Origin of the sequence: Peribacillus sp. NPDC096379 (assembly GCF_044762875.1) — a bacterium.
Taxonomy (GTDB): Bacteria; Bacillota; Bacilli; order Bacillales; family DSM-1321; genus Peribacillus.
In genome coordinates this window covers 881,535-898,800 of record NZ_JBIWFD010000002.1, presented here as the reverse complement: position 1 = coordinate 898,800, position 17,266 = coordinate 881,535, and the positions used below count along the sequence as shown (strand labels likewise).

Sequence of the window (17,266 nt, the reverse complement as noted above, 5' to 3'; positions counted from 1 at the left end):
TCTTCTTAAAATAAGTTTAATTATAAAGTGTACAAGCTTTTCTTTTAGGTTTACCCAATTCACTAGCAATCATTAAGCGAAAAAATATTTTTTTAGACTCCATGTAATTCTGTTTTACTTAAAAAAACAGATTGTAGTCTTATTCTTAATGACGTATGCATTTAAAAACCCGATTCCACTAATTTTGGAATCAGGTTTTTTTATGAAAGAACTTAAGGTCATTTTGAACTTCCCATCAAATAACAGTCTACTTCACGTGCAACTTCACGACCTTCGTTAATCGCCCATACAATGAGGCTTTGACCCCTTCTTGCATCACCAGCCGCGAAGATTCCTTCGATATTTGTTTTGTAATCGCCATAGACAGCGTTGATTTTTTGATTCGTTGTTGCTACACCGAACTGAGTTAATAACGGCTGTTCTGTTCCTTCAAACCCGATTGCGATGAAGACCAATTGTGAGGGCCAGATTTTTTCGGATCCTGGAATTTCTTTATAGTAGTATTTTCCATCTCCATCCTTTGTTTTTTTCATTTGAATGGTATGCAGCTCTTTTACATGTCCTTTTTCATCTGCGACAATTTTCTTCGTCTGGATAGAATATTCACGGGGATCATCACCAAATTTTGCTTCAGCTTCTTCATACGCATATTCGAGTGTAAAGACGTTCGGATAGGCTGGCCACATATTTTCGGACGTACGAGATGTTGGTAATTTTGGGTGCTTGCCAAATTGCACGACACTACGACAATTTTGGCGGATTGCGGTAGCGACACAGTCAGCTCCTGTATCTCCACCTCCGATTACGATTACATCCTTGCCTTTTGTATCAATGAACTGGCCGTCCTCAAAATTGGAATCTAGTAAACTTTTCGTAGTAGTTGTTAAGTAATCCATTGCGAAATGAATTCCTTTCGCTTCCCTGCCCTCAAGCATTAGATCACGCTGTTTTTGAGCCCCTGTACAAAGGATAACGGCATCAAATTGGTTTTGAAGTTCTTCGGTTGAGATATCTTTGCCAACTTCCGTATTTGTGACAAAGTTGATGCCTTCTTTAGTTAGTAATTGGATGCGGCGCACGACAATGTCTTTTTCAAGCTTCATGTTGGGAATACCGTATATTAATAATCCTCCTGCACGGTCTGACCGTTCATAGACGGTTACATTGTGGCCTGCTTGATTTAGTTGATCCGCACTTGCTAAACCAGCAGGGCCTGAGCCGATAATAGCGATTTTCTTCCCTGTCCGTTTTTCTGGTATACGCGGTGTTATCCAGCCATTTTCAAATCCCTTATCAATGATGCTTCGCTCAATACTTTTAATTGTGACCGCTGGATCGGAAATGGCTACTGTACAAGACCCTTCACAAGGAGCTGGACAAACGCGACCTGTGAATTCTGGGAAATTATTCGTTTTAAGCAACCGCTCTAACGCTTCCTTCCATCGCTCACGATAAACTAAATCATTCCACTCTGGGATTAAATTGTGAATTGGACACCCGGTTGTCATCCCTTGTATTTCCGAACCCATATGGCAGAAAGGAGTGGCACAGTCCATACACCGCGCTCCTTGTTGACTTAACATCTTATTAGACAAAGGGGATGAATACTCTTTCCAGTCGCTTAATCGCGCAAGTGGATCTCTATCTTTTGGTTTTTGACGAGTAAATTCCATAAATCCTGTTGCTTTTCCCATATTCCTCTCTCCTTTCTTATTTCATCATTGTTTCAAATATTTGAATAGAATTTCTCTTTTCTCGTCCGGTGTTCGCTTGAAATGCAGCCATTGTCGCTTGTTCGTCTGTTAAACCAGTTTGTTTTTGTTCTTGAATACTTTCCAACATGCGTTTATAGTCTTTTGGAATGACCTTTACAAATTTTCCAGCGATCTCATCCCAATTCTCAATCACATTACACGCTTTGATACTACCTGTGTAAATATAATGACTAAGAATCATTTCCCACAGTATCGCGACATCACGTCGATCATCAATCTCACAAAGTTCGATCATCTCTTGGTTGCACAGTGCCATAAACTCATCACGATGATCGGCAAGAACGTAAGCAATTCCTCCTGACATACCTGCCGCAAAGTTTTTTCCAACGTTGCCCAAAATGACAACGCATCCACCAGTCATATATTCACAGCCATGGTCGCCAATTCCCTCCACAACAACGTTTACACCACTATTACGAACCGCAAAACGTTCTCCAACGCGACCGTTGATATAGGCTTCACCGCTAGTTGCACCAATTAAGGCAACATTTCCGGCAATTACATTCTCTGACGCTACAAGCTGAGCTTCATAAGGTGCCTTCACAATCAGTTTTCCACCAGATAGTCCTTTTCCGAGATAGTCATTCGCATCACCAGTTAAATGAAGACTCAATCCATTCGGAATAAAGGCACCGAAACTTTGCCCGGCTGATCCTGTAAAACGAAGCGTGATTGTATCTTCATGTAATCCTTCTTCTCCATATCGTTTTGAAACTTCACTACCAACGATGGTTCCAACAACACGGTTGACATTTGTAATCGGAAGCGTGATATCCACCGGTATCTGATCTTCTAAAGCTGGGAGAACGCTTGGCAAAATGACTTGAATATCTAGTGATTCATTAATCTTATGGTTTTGGGGTGTTTGAAACGTACGAATTCCTTCAGGCTGATATAACAGCGTGGATAAGTCCAAATGTTTTGCTTTCCAATGATTTTTTGCTCGCTCACTTACTTGTAAGACATCTGTACGACCAACCATTTCCTCAACTGTTTTAAATCCAAGTTCCGCCATAAGTTCACGAACTTCCTCGGCAACAAAACGCATAAAGTTCACAATATGATCTGGATTCCCGGTAAATTTTGCACGAAGCTCCGGGTTTTGTGTCGCAACCCCGACAGGACAAGTATCCAAATGACAAGCACGCATCATGACACAACCTAGAACAACAAGTGGTGCTGTCGCAAAACCAAATTCTTCTGCCCCTAATATCGCGGCCATGACAACATCTTTTCCGGTCATGAGCTTTCCGTCTGTTTCTAAAATGACTCTCTCGCGTAAGCCATTCAGCATTAATGTTTGATGTGCTTCTGCAAGTCCAAGTTCCCAGGGTAACCCTGTATGTTTAATGCTAGTTTTAGGAGATGCACCAGTTCCGCCTTCGTACCCACTGATAACGATAACATCTGCAGCGCCCTTGGCTACACCAGCTGCAATGGTCCCAACGCCTGCTTTTGATACTAGCTTCACGCTGATTCTTGCGTCACGATTGGCGTTTTTCAAATCGTGGATCAACTGTGCTAAATCTTCAATGGAGTAAATATCATGATGTGGCGGCGGAGAAATGAGTCCAACACCTGGTGTAGAACCCCGGACTTCCGCAACCCATGGATACACTTTATTACCAGGAAGCTGCCCTCCTTCACCTGGTTTCGCTCCTTGTGCCATTTTAATTTGCAATTCATCTGCATTGACCAAATAATGGCTTTTCACACCAAAGCGACCTGAGGCAATTTGCTTAATGCCACTTCGACGATTGTCGCCATTTTCGTCTATGATATAACGATTTGGATGTTCCCCGCCTTCACCACTGTTGCTTTTCCCACCTAACCGATTCATCGCAATTGCTAATGTTTCGTGCGCTTCTTTACTTAAAGAACCAAAGGACATCGCACCGGTTTTAAATCGGCGGACGATCGAGTCAACAGATTCCACATCCTCAATTGCTACGGTTTGGCGAGATGGATCAAATGAAAATAAATTGCGTAAGAATCCAATCCTTTCCTCATTTGCCATATATGAATATTGTTTATACAATTCATAATCACCTTTGCGGGTAGCCCATTGCAGGGTATGAATTGTCTTTGGATTAAAGGCATGATGTTCACCGTTTTTTCTCCATTGAAAATCGCTTCCTGACTCTAACGTATCATCATTCGAATCAACGAATGCCTTCATGTGACGAATCCTAGCTTCTTCCTCTATAGTCGCTAAGTCAATCCCACCAATTTGTGAAGCCGTTCCACTAAAGTAACGGTCGATAACGCTTGAACCAATGCCTACTGCTTCGAAAATTTGTGCACCACGATAGCTCTGTACCGTCGAAATACCCATTTTTGACATAACTTTAACGACACCATCGGTAATACATTTGCCGTACCTTTTAACTGCTTCTTGATAGCAGACAGATAAGCTTCCATCTAAGATTGCTTCTTTATAAGTGGCATAAGTAAGATATGGGTTGATCGCATCCGCACCATATCCAATAAGTGCAGCAAAATGGTGAACTTCTCTTACATCTCCGGCTTCAACAATTATGCTTACATTTGTACGGTTTCCTTGTTTAACAAGATGATGATGTAAGGCGCTTACTACTAATAAAGATGGGATGGCCGTTTCATCTTTATTCATATATCGATCTGATAATATTAATAGGGTTGCACCTTCAGCAATTACTTGATCTGCTTCTCGAAAAATACACTCAAGTTTATTTTCTAAATTTTCAGAAAATATAGTGTGTATACATGCACTTCTAAAGCCTTTGATCACTTTCAATTGTTCCATTTGACTATTCGTTATAATAGGCGTTTCAAGCTGAATCCTAGAGCAATTTTCTTCATTAGGTTGAAGCAAATCCCCTTCTGCCCCCAAGTATGTCATCGTTGACGTAACAATTTTTTCACGAATCGAATCAATTGGTGGATTGGTAACTTGGGCAAAGGATTGCTTAAAATAGTTAAAAAGAGATTGTGGACGATCCGATAATACAGCCAGTGGACTATCATTCCCCATAGAACCTAGCGGGTCCTTTCCTTCCGTGATCATGGGCAGCAAATTTTTCTTGACTTCCTCATACGTGTAACCAAACGCTTTTTGACGCGAAAGCAAATCCGCGACTTCGTCTTCTTCTCTTTCCATATTATCTAATTGAACAAGATGTTCATCCAACCATTCTTGATACGGATAAGCCCCTGCCATTTCCGATTTTACTTCCACATCGGAAACTATGCGTCCTTGTTCTAGGTCAAGTAAAAGCATTTTCCCTGGGCTCAAACGTTCCTTGTACAATACATTTTCTGGTTCAACGTTGATGACACCAACTTCCGATGAGAAAATAATATAATCATCTTTTGTCACATAATAACGTGCTGGACGTAAACCATTTCGATCTAAAACAGCCCCAATTTGTTTCCCATCCGTAAAAGAAATGGCTGTCGGTCCATCCCATGGTTCCATCAAACAGCTATGATATTCATAAAATGCTCTCTTTTCTTTCGACAAATGCGGGTTATTTGCCCAAGGTTCAGGAATTAGCATCATCGCTGCATGAGCGGGTTTCCTACCTGCTAGCACAAAGAATTCCAAAGCATTATCTAATATTGATGAATCACTACCATTTGTATCAATAATCGGTAGCACTTTTGATAAATCTTCTCCAAATGCTTCAGAAACAAGCCTTTGTTCACGAGCTTTCATCCAGTTAATATTCCCCCGTAGCGTGTTGATTTCTCCATTATGGATAAGGTACCTATTCGGATGCGCTCTTTCCCAGCTCGGAAAAGTATTCGTACTAAATCGGGAATGTACGAGAGCGAAAGCAGAAACAAAAGAATCGTTCTGTAAGTCTAGGTAAAAGGCATCTACTTGTTTGGGTGTTAGCAATCCTTTGTAAACAATCGTTCTACTTGAAAGGCTAGCAAAGTAAAAACGATACTCACGTTCTTTCGCCCATTGTTCGGCTTGTTTTCTAATTATAAATAATTTACGTTCAAATGCTAAATCATCTTGGATATCTCTATTTGCTCCGATAAAAACCTGGCGAATCGTTGGGCATGTCTCCATACCGACTTTCCCGATTATTCTGACATCAACAGGCACAGTTCTCCAACCAAGAACCGTTTGTCCCTCTAGTTCTATTAATTCGTTTATTTGCGCCTCAATCTTTATTTGCTCCGTCTGATCATTTGAAAAAAAGATCATTCCTACCCCATAACGTCCTTTTTCAGGTAAATGAAAGTTTAAACAAATTTTCCGGAAAAATTCATCTGGAATTTGCACCATTAATCCTGCGCCATCCCCTGTATGCGGATCACTTCCCTGTCCGCCACGATGATCTAATTGACAAAGCATTTGAAGTCCTTGTTTCACAATATCATGTGTTGCATTTCCTTTTATATGAGCGTATAAGCCAATTCCACATGCATCATGTTCAAATTCAGGACGGTAGAGACCTTGCGCTTTTGGTAATTGATTATAGGTCATCATTTTCTCCCCCGTTTCTTTTTGCACAGTATCTTTGTTTTTTATTGTAATTTTCCCAATCAATATAAACAATATATCATTTAGATATAAATTATATTGATTTTATATGATTAATAAAAATGTAGTGTTCCATGCATCCTAATATCTACATTCATCTATTTTCGCATCATTTAAATTAGTAAGAAATTTTAAACTCACGCGATATTCTATGTATCCAAATCGATTTAAATAATATATCATTTAGATATAAACAATCTCGAAAAAGAATAAAGGAGGGGAAGTAATGGAACTGCGTCAATTAATCTATTTCATCGAAGTCGCTGAACGGGAGCATGTAACAGCCGCTGCAGATCATCTACATGTAGCGCAATCTGCAATTAGTTTACAAATTTCTAAACTTGAAGCAGAACTTGGTGTGAGTTTATTTGAGCGCGTCGGTAGAAATGTTAAACTCACGCAAATCGGAAAAATTTTTTTAATTCATGCAAAAGCAGCGATTAAGGCCGTTGATTACGCGAAAGAGAAGGTTGACGAGTACTTAGATCCGGAAAACGGAACGATAAAAATCGGCTATCCAACTAGCTTAGCAAACCATACACTACCAACGGTCATTTCCGCTTTTAAAGCAAAATACCAGAACGTTTCCTATCACCTCCGTCAAGGCTCCTATGCATTTTTAATAGATTCTGTTAAAAATGGAGATATCGGGCTAGCTTTGCTTGGTCCTGTTCCGACAAATGAACCAGATATTAAGGCTGATATTTTATTTTCTGAAAATTTTTCCGCTTTAGTCCCTGCTAGTCATCCTTTGGCAGAGAAAAAGAGCTTGTCCCTTAGCGAATTGCGAAATGACGACTTTGTATTATTTCCCAAAGGATATGTCCTTCAGAAAATAGCAGTAGATGCTTGCTTACAAGCAGGCTTTGCACCAAACATCATTGCAGAGGGAGAAGATATGGATGCAATAAAGGGTCTCGTTTCAGCAGGGATAGGGCTGAGCATCTTACCGGATGGGACACTTTATGAAACAACACCACGTTTCACTGTAAAAATACCGATTGATACACCACAAGTGCAAAGGACCGTAGGGGTTATCACTTCAAAAAATAGAAGCTTGGCGCCAACTGAACAAGTCTTTTATCATTTTGTTAAAGAGTTCTTCTCTTTGTTAGAGCATTATCGATAGGGTAGTCCAGAGATTCATCTAATCACATGCATTCGATCAGAGAAATCAAACTCTCTCAAGCGACAAAAAGTACAGGGGGATAGCTTCTAACGAGTTCGGTTGATGGGGAAAACAATGGAAATATCATACTAATCAGCATATATATCAGTAGCACACTGGAAATATAAATGGAAAATAAAAATGCTCAGAAATCTGAGCGTTTTTTTGATGTAATATTTTACTATACTTATTGAACCAAAGACCCCGTTACCTTAGGTACACCCTTTCACAATCTTCGTTAAGAAAAGTGTGAATTAATCCTTTTTGCATTATGAATTAATTATTTCAACCTTACAGACTGGAATTTACATCCTACTTTGCTGTTCTGTTACGATATACAATCAGATTAATTCCATTTAATATGATGGTAACGATGAGAAGAACTGTTGCGGCAAACGCCACAGCATACATTGTGTCCATAAGAGCACCCCAATCCTCAATCTTTACCAGATGATAGTTATAGAAAATTTGGAAACATAGCGAAATAGCACAAGCACTAATACTCATAATGGAAAGAGCGACCCAATTCTTATTGTCCTGCTTTTTATCTCGTATGAGATTAACAACAGGAAGTAGCCAAGCAATTATTCCAAGCACGAGACTGCCAATATTAAGCCAACCAACATCAATCATATCTGATCCCCCTATGTATCTTCATTCTTGTTCAACTAAACTGCTTGTTAGTTTAAGTACAACTATTCACAATCCTTATAATGATTTCAAGTGGCACTATTCATCGTAATGAATATAAATGAGCTTGTTATTTTTCCGTAAATAGTCTTAAGTACGAATTTTTAAAAATGACCTACCCCTTGGGTAAGTCAAGTTTTTGGTATGCCAACTGATACTTTCCTCCTTCAGCAACTTCTGAATGGTACAAAGCTCTAAGGGCAAAATTTTTCTCAAGTTCGTGTTCTTCCATCAACTCTTTTAAGCGCTTTTGTAATTCTTCATTGTCTTTGATCAACTGTTTCATTTGCGATTTCATGTACTTCATGGGATTTCCACTCCTTTTAGATATCGAATCTATCTCAAGTATAGCATTAATCACATCATTACGATTACAGAACTTCGTAACATTTTGTACGGCATAACCTCTGTTTTCATGGAAATAATTTACACAAATTCCACTTTATCATTCATTCTTCTTTTTGACATAAGAATAATCCAAAGCCTGTCTCATATCTTTATACAAAGACCTATTGGGAGTGAGTCAGCATGAAATCTTTTTACAAAGGGACCATTATATTGATTGTTGCAGCGTTTTTCGGGGAGTGTGTTGAATTTTTTGTCAATATGATCCTTGCTAGGGAACTTCGTGAAGAAGGAATGGGACTTTATATGTCTATACTGCCAATCATTTTCTTGGCTTATATTATTTCTGGTTTCGAATTACAGGTTTCCATTTCAAAATTCGTCGCTGAAAATAGACCAAAACTTCATTATAGTTTACTACAGCATGCCCTCAAATTAGCTGGATACGCGATACTAATTACGTTTCTTTTAATATTAATCGTCGTATCATTTTCGAATGTTTTGAATAACTTCCATCCATATGTAAAATGGCTACTAATTGGGTTAATCCCGATCGCTGCTTTTTCAACGATCGCAAGAGGGTATTTCATGGGTGTTCAAGAAATGGGGAAAATCGCCTTTTCAAACTTCCTAAAAAAAGGCTTTCAATTTCTATTGCTCTTACTTATCTTTCATTTTCTACAATTTGACCAAGAAAAATCGCTACTAAGTGCGTTGATTATATTAATTGCTAGTGAATTCATTGTGTTTCTCTATTTGATTAGCTTATTTATCATTCAAATGCAAACGATGAGAAAAGTTTCGAATACCATGATTTCAGGTAAACATGCACGTTATAAGCTGCTTGCTGTATCGGTTCCCACCGTGGGACTTCGTATTTTTCACGCCATTACCAATGCCATCCAGCCTTTTTTAATTCACTCAGCCCTACTATCAGCTGGTTTTGGTGCCGTTATGGCGACTGAACATTTTGGGATGTTGATGGGAGTCGCTATGACAATCGGCTTTTTCCCTGCTTTTATCGCACATTCATTGATGATTATGCTCATTCCGAATGTATCAGACGCTTATGCCAAGCAAGATTACCAGAAATTAAGGAATTTATTGCAAAAATCCATGTCCTTAACACTACTTTATGGATTCCCTGCTGTCTTCATTATGTACCTATTTTCAGAACCATTAACTTCACTCTTTTTTTCTTCGACTACAGCAGCGGTCTACTTAAAACTTTTAGGACCTTATTTCTTATTCCACTTCTTCATCATCCCGATGCAGGCTTATTTAATCGGATTAGGATTAGTGAAAGACGCTTTCATCCATACGGTATGGTCCCACATCATTTCATTTATGCTGATGTATCTCTTAGGATCTCAAGCCTCTTTGAATATGACTGGTGTTATTTTAGGCATGAACACAGGAGCTATTTTACTAACCATGATGCATTATGTAACGATATGTAAAAAGGTTGGGATTAACGTTTGGTTAACGAAACCTAGACAAAATGTTATTTAGCTCTGATGTACGACATCACCCAATGTATACAGGTCATCCAATAACTTGAAACTTGATTATACTTTCATCTGACTATTCAAGTCATGAATACAAAAGTTCAAGACTAATAGCGCATAGCTTTTAAAAGATCTTGGAGTTTGATCGCATAGGAATAAATGAAATCTGCTCCTTGAAAACGGGCATTACTTCCTATTTTAATAAATTATTGTTGACCACCCCACCTAATGTTTATTCCAAATGGTGGAACAATTATTATTTCGTTAAAATAGCTTAACAATGAACTATTCTTCAATAATTAATTATACTTCAATTAAATTTTTCCTTGAAATACTTTCTAAATGATATGTATTAGGAAACAAAAAAGAGGTTACCAAAAGTATCAACTTTTAGTTAGCCTCTTTTCTCATTATCCTATTTATTATGTGGAATGTGTGATATCGACATTTTTCTTTTTCTCTCTTTTTTCCTGCGCCAATATTTTATTAAAATCTTTTGTTTCTGATACTACAACTCCGGCCAGAGCAACAAGAGCAATCAAGTTCGGAATCGCCATTAATCCATTAAAGACATCAGCAATGGTCCACACCAACCCGAGGCTCATACCAGCACCAACAACGACAGATAAAGTGTAACAAATCCTGTACCATATGATTGAGCGAATTCCAAATAAGTATTCAAAACATTTCTCTCCATAATATGCCCATCCTAATACGGTGGAATAAGCAAAAAAGATAATACCAATCGTAACAATCCACCCACCAACTCCTGGAAGCATCTGGTCGAAAGTTTTGGTAGTTAATGCTGCACCAGATAATTTGCTATCCGTATATAACCCTCCCATTACTAACGTTATACCAGTTATCGAACACACGATGATCGTATCAAGAAAGGTTCCAGTCATCGAAATAAGTGCCTGACGTCCTGGATGATCGGTTTTAGCCGCAGCTGCCGCAATTGGAGCAGATCCCATACCCGCTTCATTAGAAAATACTCCGCGAGCTACGCCATAACGAATAACTGCACCGATCGCACCTCCCGCTACCGCCTCCCCTGTAAACGCATCTTTAATAATCAAAGCTAAGGCTGCAGGAACTTCCGTAATATTAAATAAAATGATAACTAGTCCACCAACTACATAAAAAATGGCCATAATCGGTACAAAATATGCTGTAACTTTACCGATATTTTTAATACCACCTAAAATAACCAGGGCAGTTGCAATCGTTAATATCGCACCCGTTATCCAAGGGTTTAGACCAAAACTAGATTCAACTGCGGCAGCTACAGAATTGGATTGAACTGTACTACCTATACCAAACGCAGCAATGGCACCAAAAAGAGCAAATAGAACAGCTAGCCATTTCCATCCTAACCCTCTTTCAATATAATACATGGGACCACCAGCCATTTCGCCACGTTTTCCAACTGTTCTGTATTTTACTGCAAGGATCGCTTCAGCATACTTGGTTGCCATTCCAACAAGTGCCGTAATCCACATCCAGAATACTGCACCTGGTCCACCTAAGACAACGGCAGTAGCTACACCCGCAATATTACCTGTACCAATCGTAGCAGCCAAAGCCGTCATTAATGATTGAAAGTGAGAGATGTCACCCTCTGAAGATTGATCTTGATTCTTTGAAAAAGCGAGTTTTAAAGCATATGGTAGTTTACTAAACTGAAGGAAAGATATACGAAATGTTAAATAAACTCCAGTTCCTACTAATAAAATTAGTAGCGGTGGCCCCCAAATAATATCACTTAATTTGGTTATAAACTCAGTCATAGTTCCACGATCCTTTCTATTATTAATAAGGTGGGTACAAGATATCTCGTCTACATTTTTCATACTGAACAAATAATAATGTGAAGAAGTGAAGACAATTACTAATGATTTATTTAATCATTTTAAAGAGGTGTTATAGTATGTAGAAGTGATTCTAGGAATTTTTAATGAAAAACATACATTCATTCATGCACGCAAGAACCGATGAGTTTGATTCCTTATCCACCAAAACAGTTGTCTCTTTATGTCTAATCAATCGAAAATCTCCAGAAATAAAATTTTTAATTTTCTGACTTTTTAACAAATACACGTACATAATCATTCCATTCATGTATCTTACCCGTATGAAGTTGGATAGAATTGAAAATAATAGCCAAAAATCAATAAAACGCCTCCTTCACCAATCAAAATATACTATTTTTACCATTATATTGTATGAAGACTATTTGTTCAATATCAAACGTTAGGTATTCTTACACTTTTTAACTTGTTTTTAAATTAAGTATCATTGATTAACTGTTTCGCGCATTTGAGCTAACAGAATAAATACCATCTTCCCCAAGAAAATGTCCCATTATTAATGCAATAAAAGAAATTTATAAACAATCTCAATCCATGTTAAAAATTTAGCGTAGTCAATCACGGTTTATATTCAAAAAATTAAAGTTAATATAAAAATGCAGGAGGTTAACAGACGAGGACAAAGAAAGATTTTCAGGATGGATAGAAGAGAGAAAGAAAAAACTGTTATCAAGTAAAATAACAGTTTTTTTACTTGATGACGTCAAACTACAAGTTCGACGTCACCAATTGAGAGTTTCTCTATCATATTTCCATACATTCAATTGAGTGATTACCCATGTTTATTGCTCTGTCAATCAAAATCGCGTTACGCATCTATTCATCCTGCATGAGGATCTCTCTACTATTCACAAACAAGGATTTGTCTTGAAAATAATCCTTTTCTAGCTATACATCGATCTGTAATCTCAAATCCAGAGTCTTTAATCATTTGATCAATTGTTTCAATCGATATCACGACTACTTTACTAGCAATACGGCGGGCATGTTTTAGAATGGATAGTTGATCCTCAGGTGTAGCATGTGTAAACAAATTGTATGGCATATCAATAATGGCTACATCATAATCCTCTGATACTTCTGAAATTGGACCACATGCTACATCGCCTTCAAGATCGAAATAGGCAATATTTTCATTTATTCCATCTATAATATGTGGGTTTATATCGCGCCCGACAATATCAATTCCCATGGAAAGTGCTTCAACCAAAACAGTCCCAATACCACAACATGGATCTATCGCTTGAACCCCATCAGGATTCGGTACCGCAATGTTAGCAACAGCTCTTGCTACACGTGTACTGAGCGCAGTCGAATATTCATGAGGCTTTTTTTGATGGCGAAGCCAAATGGACTCACCTTTTCGATAGTTTCCAAAGTACCAGCGCCCAGCCTTGGTCACTACGCCATACTCATAATCAGGTTGATGGATATCGAACTCTCCATTGATTCGTAAACCTAATTCTCGTTCTATCTTACGACGATCCTTATATTCAATTTGCTCCGATTTATCAAGGTCATTAATTTTCACAAAATTCACTTTGAATGTCGATTCATGCAATTCAATAGATTGAACCTGCTCTAGGATTTCTGATAGGTCATCCCCTTCAAATATGACGTCAATTCTTTCTTTTATAAAAGGACTCCGGCTCGGATCGACTTTAATACCTGTTTTCAAAATATTTGTTTTCGTCTCGATCCCAAATAAAGACCGCATCTCCATGTAACAAAGTGCACGCTCATCCATACGACAAGCATACGTGTATATAAAAGTTGGTATTTGCTTATGATTATCCAATCTGTTCCCACCCTATTTTGGTCATTTCTTTTGTCACCTAGGAAAAGTAAAATAAATCCTATTAGTACTTATCCAATCGCGTTAAGATCATTTTCTCCCAAATTCTCCATGGAAGTATGCTTTTTAGTAAAATACTTAATGTAACGCCTCTTCCAATTTTATTACGGAGCTTCATTTCTTTACTTGTCGATAGTTTTGCAACCTTATCAGCGATTTCTATTGGATTACCATATGAACTTTCGCTAGATTTAAGGTAGTTTTCCATTTTCATGAGATATTCATGATATGGGGAATTTTTATGTAGAGATTTTTCTGTTATGTGTTTTCCATTTGTCCAAATATTGGTTTTATATGAGCCTGGTTCAATGAGGGCAACGTCTATTCCAAACGGCTTCAGCTCTAGACGAAGACATTCACTCCATCCTTCAATAGCGAACTTCGAAGAAACATAGGGAGATAATCCAGGGAAGCCCATTGTACCACTAATGCTACTAATTGTAATGATTTTCCCATTGCCTTGTTTTCTCATAAAAGGAAGTACAGTCTGGGTTACTGCAATTACACCCAAGACATTCGTTTCAAATTGTTGTCTATATTCATCAATCGGAATATCTTCCACGAATCCAGCACCCGCATACCCAGCGTTATTCACTAATACATCTACTCTTCCTTTCATTTCAATACAATCTCTCAACCGACGTATCGAAGCTTCAGACGTAACATCCAACTCATAGATTTCAATCCGATCAGCAATTGCAGCCAACTCTGCCCTCTCTATTAGTTCAGCTTTCTTCTCCAGATTCCTCATCGTAGCCATAACTTGAAAACCTCGCTTGGCCAATTCTAATGAAGTTAATAATCCAAATCCGCTGGATGAACCCGTTACAATCGCAATTTTGTTTCCCATGGTCTTTCCCCTTCCAAATTACTTAACGAACGATTCGTATTACTAGTATCATAGCTATACAAATAATTTTACTAGCCACTTGCAAAAATAGATCTTATATTTCACTATTTCTTCAGTAATTTCGTAAGTAGAACAATTGTATATTTATACATCATCAAGTAAAATATAATGGACACATACTATTGAAGTGCATTCGGAGAACTCTTTTAACTATGAAAGCCAGGTATGAACTTATTAATATGAATCTAACACTAAGCAATGTGACTTTGCGTAATTCAGTCGATAGCTACGTTCTTTTTAAAGCTTCCGATGAAAACAATAATGAAGTCACAATTAAACTTTCGCACCAACAAGCAGATTTTCTTGAAGCTGAATTTACAGATCTGAATCTCCGAAGATAAGGACACTGTTTGGAACCGATTATACATGATGATGATGCTTGTATTGATGAATCCTATAATTTATTTAATGGAGAGTTTTTTATCGATCATAAATAACTCTCTTTTTTTATGCTGTTTTGAAAAATTATCTTTATCTTACTTCCCTTTGGATAAAGAACACCTTTTTAAAGAATACTTAGCTTAACAGCATATACCAAATTATTGGAGGCATTCTATGAGAAAACCATTCGTATTGAAAGCTTTATTGGTGATGATTATTTTTTTCCTATTGAATTTCTTCGCACTATCTTCAGCAAAATCTTATGCCAGTGCTCCAGTTAAAGTTATGGCACACACATATAAAGATTTAGATTTTTTAACTTATCCCCAAATATCTGATTTAAAGAACAAAACGGCTCAAAACAAAATCAATGCTATTTTAAAAAAACATATACAAAATTCGTATAATGACTATCAGAAATTAAAGAAGTCCATGGAAAAAATCCAAGGCGATCCCCTTTGTAAAGAAGCGCCCTCTGCGTGTCAATATGAATATAATTCGAGTTATAAAGTATTATTTAATAAAGATCATAAAATCAGCATTTTGATATATGATTATCAATTTTCTGGTGGTGCCCACGGAAATACAGTAGTCACGACTTATAATTTCAATACAGATAACGGCAAACGGTATAAGCTTGATGATATTATTATAAATGATGCCAATTTTGCTAAGGTAACAACTTATGCCACAGAATATATCAAACAGCATCCAGATGTATTTTTTACTGACAGTGATACATTAAATGCCTTTAAGGTGACCAAAGATCATGCATTTTATTTTGTTGTTGATGGTATCGCTTTGATTTTTCAATCATATGAAGTAGCACCCTATTCTTCTGGACAGCCAGTAATTATAATTCCTAGCACTATTTATAAATAAAGCGAAGCATCATCCATCAGTGAAGCATTTTTAGTCCCACTGATGGTAATTCCGGGGTTATTACAGCCTGTTAAAAAAAGTCATTTTCCGAAAATCCTGCGTTTTTCTTTTAAATTCCTGAGAAGCCTTATTACAGATTCATTTTGCTCATGAATTTTTCTTTCCGATGGAGATGTTGAAGGTACCGGTATGTTCACTCTCTCGGGTTTTCTGTTCAAATGATTCCACTCCGTCATATATGTTTTTTATAGTATATGTAATATTATGAAAACCATGAAAAAATAAGGATGTCCCATAAGTGTCTGACCTCGTATTCATCACACAGTTTTTAGTGTTACTTTCACTTCATTAACTGTATGTAATAAATGCGGGGCATTCATATGGGGCATCCTCTATTTTTTTACCATATTTCTCTTAGTCGTTTTAATCTCGGCGCTTTAGTCTTTTGGTTTAGGATAATGCGTTCATTTTGTTCCATGACCTTTTTTGTATGTGGACTTAAACTGACCTCTGGGATTTTCACCTTTGGTTTTCTTACAGCAACAGTGTCATTTTCATTGGCTTTGTTATAAATACTCAAGATCCTTCACCGCCTTTATCTATGTTTTATAACCATATCGAACATCATAATCAGCAAAGCAATCAGTAAACAATCCACTTCTGATACAAAATTTCGAGATTTTATTTTTATTATAAAAGGTTCTGTTAAAAGACTTACAGGATGTAGAGCCATCTTTTCATCGTCATTATAGTACGTATCTTCTCTTTCCAATGTAGCACGGATGGCACTTTCATTCAAGTGAGGATATCCATTTAACGCCAATTGTTTCTCCTCTTCTGTCCTAAAAGGATGGATTTGAACGCTCATTCCGTCTTTCTCGACATAAGCTTGAAGAAGGATTCCCAAATAGGCCAAATATTCCGAATTAGTTTGGTAATATTCTGGTATTCCCTCTTTCTTTAATAGTTGAAACATATTCTTTAGTTTTTCTCGATTATCCGTAATTAATTGATCACTTTCAGCAATCGCCTTCGATGCAAAGGACAATTCGTTGTCTCCAATTTTTGTAAAATACATACTAAGAAAAACAAACATATCAATCAACACAAATACGAGGGCAATAATCAAATAATAGTTCCAATCGACAAAAATACTTGTAGGGTACATGCTCCAATAAATGATTGCACCTAAAACAAATAAAAGATACCATGTTTTCCGGATTACTTCTATCTTATTCCTAATTTGTTCCTGGTATTTCCAAGATAAAATGACATAGCTGACCAAAGCAGCAAATATCGACCATACAAAAATTTTGAAAAACAATAACATCTAAAGCCTCC

At 37.3% G+C, this 17,266-nt stretch carries 13 protein-coding genes; 4 read left to right on the top strand and 9 right to left on the bottom strand.

Translation table 11 applies throughout. The features are described 5' to 3' along the window. Nucleotides 1–218 precede the first annotated feature (218 nt). On the bottom strand, nt 219–1,694 hold the full coding sequence (gene gltD / locus ACIQZI_RS13470) for a glutamate synthase small subunit (RefSeq protein WP_403073748.1): 1,476 nt from the start codon (nt 1,692–1,694) through the stop codon (nt 219–221). A 16-nt stretch (nt 1,695–1,710) separates the two neighbouring features. Continuing rightward, nucleotides 1,711–6,258, bottom strand: coding sequence for a glutamate synthase large subunit (gene gltB / locus ACIQZI_RS13465; protein ID WP_403074037.1), 4,548 nt, complete (start codon nt 6,256–6,258; stop codon nt 1,711–1,713). A 283-nt stretch (nt 6,259–6,541) separates the two neighbouring features. On the opposite strand from gltB, the gene gltC reads away from it, so the two are divergent. After that, a complete protein-coding gene (gltC, locus tag ACIQZI_RS13460) occupies nt 6,542–7,444 on the top strand; it encodes a glutamate biosynthesis transcriptional regulator GltC (RefSeq protein ID WP_403073746.1) in 903 nt (300 codons plus the stop codon). 351 nt (nt 7,445–7,795) lie between these two features. Here gltC and ACIQZI_RS13455 read toward each other — a convergent pair whose 3' ends face one another. Next, nucleotides 7,796–8,116 (bottom strand): hypothetical protein, encoded by a 321-nt coding sequence (locus ACIQZI_RS13455; RefSeq protein ID WP_062180302.1) that lies wholly within the window; start codon nt 8,114–8,116, stop codon nt 7,796–7,798. 172 nt (nt 8,117–8,288) lie between these two features. Further along, a complete protein-coding gene (locus ACIQZI_RS13450) occupies nt 8,289–8,480 on the bottom strand; it encodes a hypothetical protein (RefSeq protein ID WP_062180305.1) in 192 nt (63 codons plus the stop codon). Nucleotides 8,481–8,701: 221 nt separating this feature from the next. Here ACIQZI_RS13450 and ACIQZI_RS13445 point away from each other — a divergent pair, with 221 nt between their 5' ends. Further along, nucleotides 8,702–10,030, top strand: a complete 1,329-nt coding sequence (locus ACIQZI_RS13445; RefSeq protein ID WP_403073743.1) for an oligosaccharide flippase family protein — start codon at nt 8,702–8,704, stop codon at nt 10,028–10,030. Nucleotides 10,031–10,448: 418 nt separating this feature from the next. Here ACIQZI_RS13445 and ACIQZI_RS13440 read toward each other — a convergent pair whose 3' ends face one another. From ACIQZI_RS13440 to ACIQZI_RS13430, 3 genes are all read right to left on the bottom strand, one after another. Further along, nucleotides 10,449–11,816 (bottom strand): alanine/glycine:cation symporter family protein, encoded by a 1,368-nt coding sequence (locus ACIQZI_RS13440; RefSeq protein ID WP_403073741.1) that lies wholly within the window; start codon nt 11,814–11,816, stop codon nt 10,449–10,451. A gap of 925 nt (nt 11,817–12,741) precedes the next feature. Beyond that, the gene (locus ACIQZI_RS13435) at nt 12,742–13,695 is read right to left on the bottom strand and encodes a TRM11 family SAM-dependent methyltransferase (RefSeq protein ID WP_403073739.1); all 954 of its coding nucleotides are present in this window, start codon (nt 13,693–13,695) and stop codon (nt 12,742–12,744) included. Between the two features lie 61 nt (nt 13,696–13,756). Then, on the bottom strand, nt 13,757–14,602 hold the full coding sequence (locus ACIQZI_RS13430; RefSeq protein WP_403073737.1) for an oxidoreductase: 846 nt from the start codon (nt 14,600–14,602) through the stop codon (nt 13,757–13,759). Between the two features lie 212 nt (nt 14,603–14,814). Here ACIQZI_RS13430 and ACIQZI_RS13425 point away from each other — a divergent pair, with 212 nt between their 5' ends. Both ACIQZI_RS13425 and ACIQZI_RS13420 read left to right on the top strand, forming a co-directional pair. Further along, nucleotides 14,815–15,003, top strand: a complete 189-nt coding sequence (locus tag ACIQZI_RS13425; RefSeq protein WP_403073735.1) for a hypothetical protein — start codon at nt 14,815–14,817, stop codon at nt 15,001–15,003. A gap of 214 nt (nt 15,004–15,217) precedes the next feature. Then, nucleotides 15,218–15,925: a DUF3298 and DUF4163 domain-containing protein gene (locus ACIQZI_RS13420; RefSeq protein WP_403073733.1), complete on the top strand. Its 708-nt coding sequence runs from the start codon at nt 15,218–15,220 to the stop codon at nt 15,923–15,925. 400 nt (nt 15,926–16,325) lie between these two features. Here the strand turns inward: ACIQZI_RS13420 and ACIQZI_RS13415 are convergent, their stop codons facing one another. Together ACIQZI_RS13415 and ACIQZI_RS13410 are read right to left on the bottom strand one after the other, a co-directional pair. Then, complete coding sequence (locus ACIQZI_RS13415; protein ID WP_062180332.1) at nt 16,326–16,505, bottom strand: hypothetical protein; 180 nt, start codon at nt 16,503–16,505, stop codon at nt 16,326–16,328. 15 nt (nt 16,506–16,520) lie between these two features. Next, complete coding sequence (locus tag ACIQZI_RS13410) at nt 16,521–17,255, bottom strand: type II toxin-antitoxin system SpoIISA family toxin (RefSeq protein ID WP_062180335.1); 735 nt, start codon at nt 17,253–17,255, stop codon at nt 16,521–16,523. Nucleotides 17,256–17,266 lie beyond the last annotated feature (11 nt).

Excerpts from the sequence above, each read along its gene's own strand:
- ACIQZI_RS13420 (WP_403073733.1), top strand. The coding sequence starts at position 15,218 with ATGAGAAAACCATTCGTATTGAAAGCTTTATTGGTGATGATTATTTTT.
- gltC (WP_403073746.1), top strand. The coding sequence starts at position 6,542 with ATGGAACTGCGTCAATTAATCTATTTCATCGAAGTCGCTGAACGGGAG.
- ACIQZI_RS13425 (WP_403073735.1), top strand. The coding sequence starts at position 14,815 with ATGAAAGCCAGGTATGAACTTATTAATATGAATCTAACACTAAGCAAT.
- ACIQZI_RS13430 (WP_403073737.1), bottom strand. The coding sequence starts at position 14,602 with ATGGGAAACAAAATTGCGATTGTAACGGGTTCATCCAGCGGATTTGGA.
- gltB (WP_403074037.1), bottom strand. The coding sequence starts at position 6,258 with ATGACCTATAATCAATTACCAAAAGCGCAAGGTCTCTACCGTCCTGAA.
- gltD (WP_403073748.1), bottom strand. The coding sequence starts at position 1,694 with ATGGGAAAAGCAACAGGATTTATGGAATTTACTCGTCAAAAACCAAAA.
- ACIQZI_RS13455 (WP_062180302.1), bottom strand. The coding sequence starts at position 8,116 with ATGATTGATGTTGGTTGGCTTAATATTGGCAGTCTCGTGCTTGGAATA.
- ACIQZI_RS13410 (WP_062180335.1), bottom strand. The coding sequence starts at position 17,255 with ATGTTATTGTTTTTCAAAATTTTTGTATGGTCGATATTTGCTGCTTTG.
- ACIQZI_RS13450 (WP_062180305.1), bottom strand. The coding sequence starts at position 8,480 with ATGAAGTACATGAAATCGCAAATGAAACAGTTGATCAAAGACAATGAA.
- ACIQZI_RS13445 (WP_403073743.1), top strand. The coding sequence starts at position 8,702 with ATGAAATCTTTTTACAAAGGGACCATTATATTGATTGTTGCAGCGTTT.
- ACIQZI_RS13440 (WP_403073741.1), bottom strand. The coding sequence starts at position 11,816 with ATGACTGAGTTTATAACCAAATTAAGTGATATTATTTGGGGGCCACCG.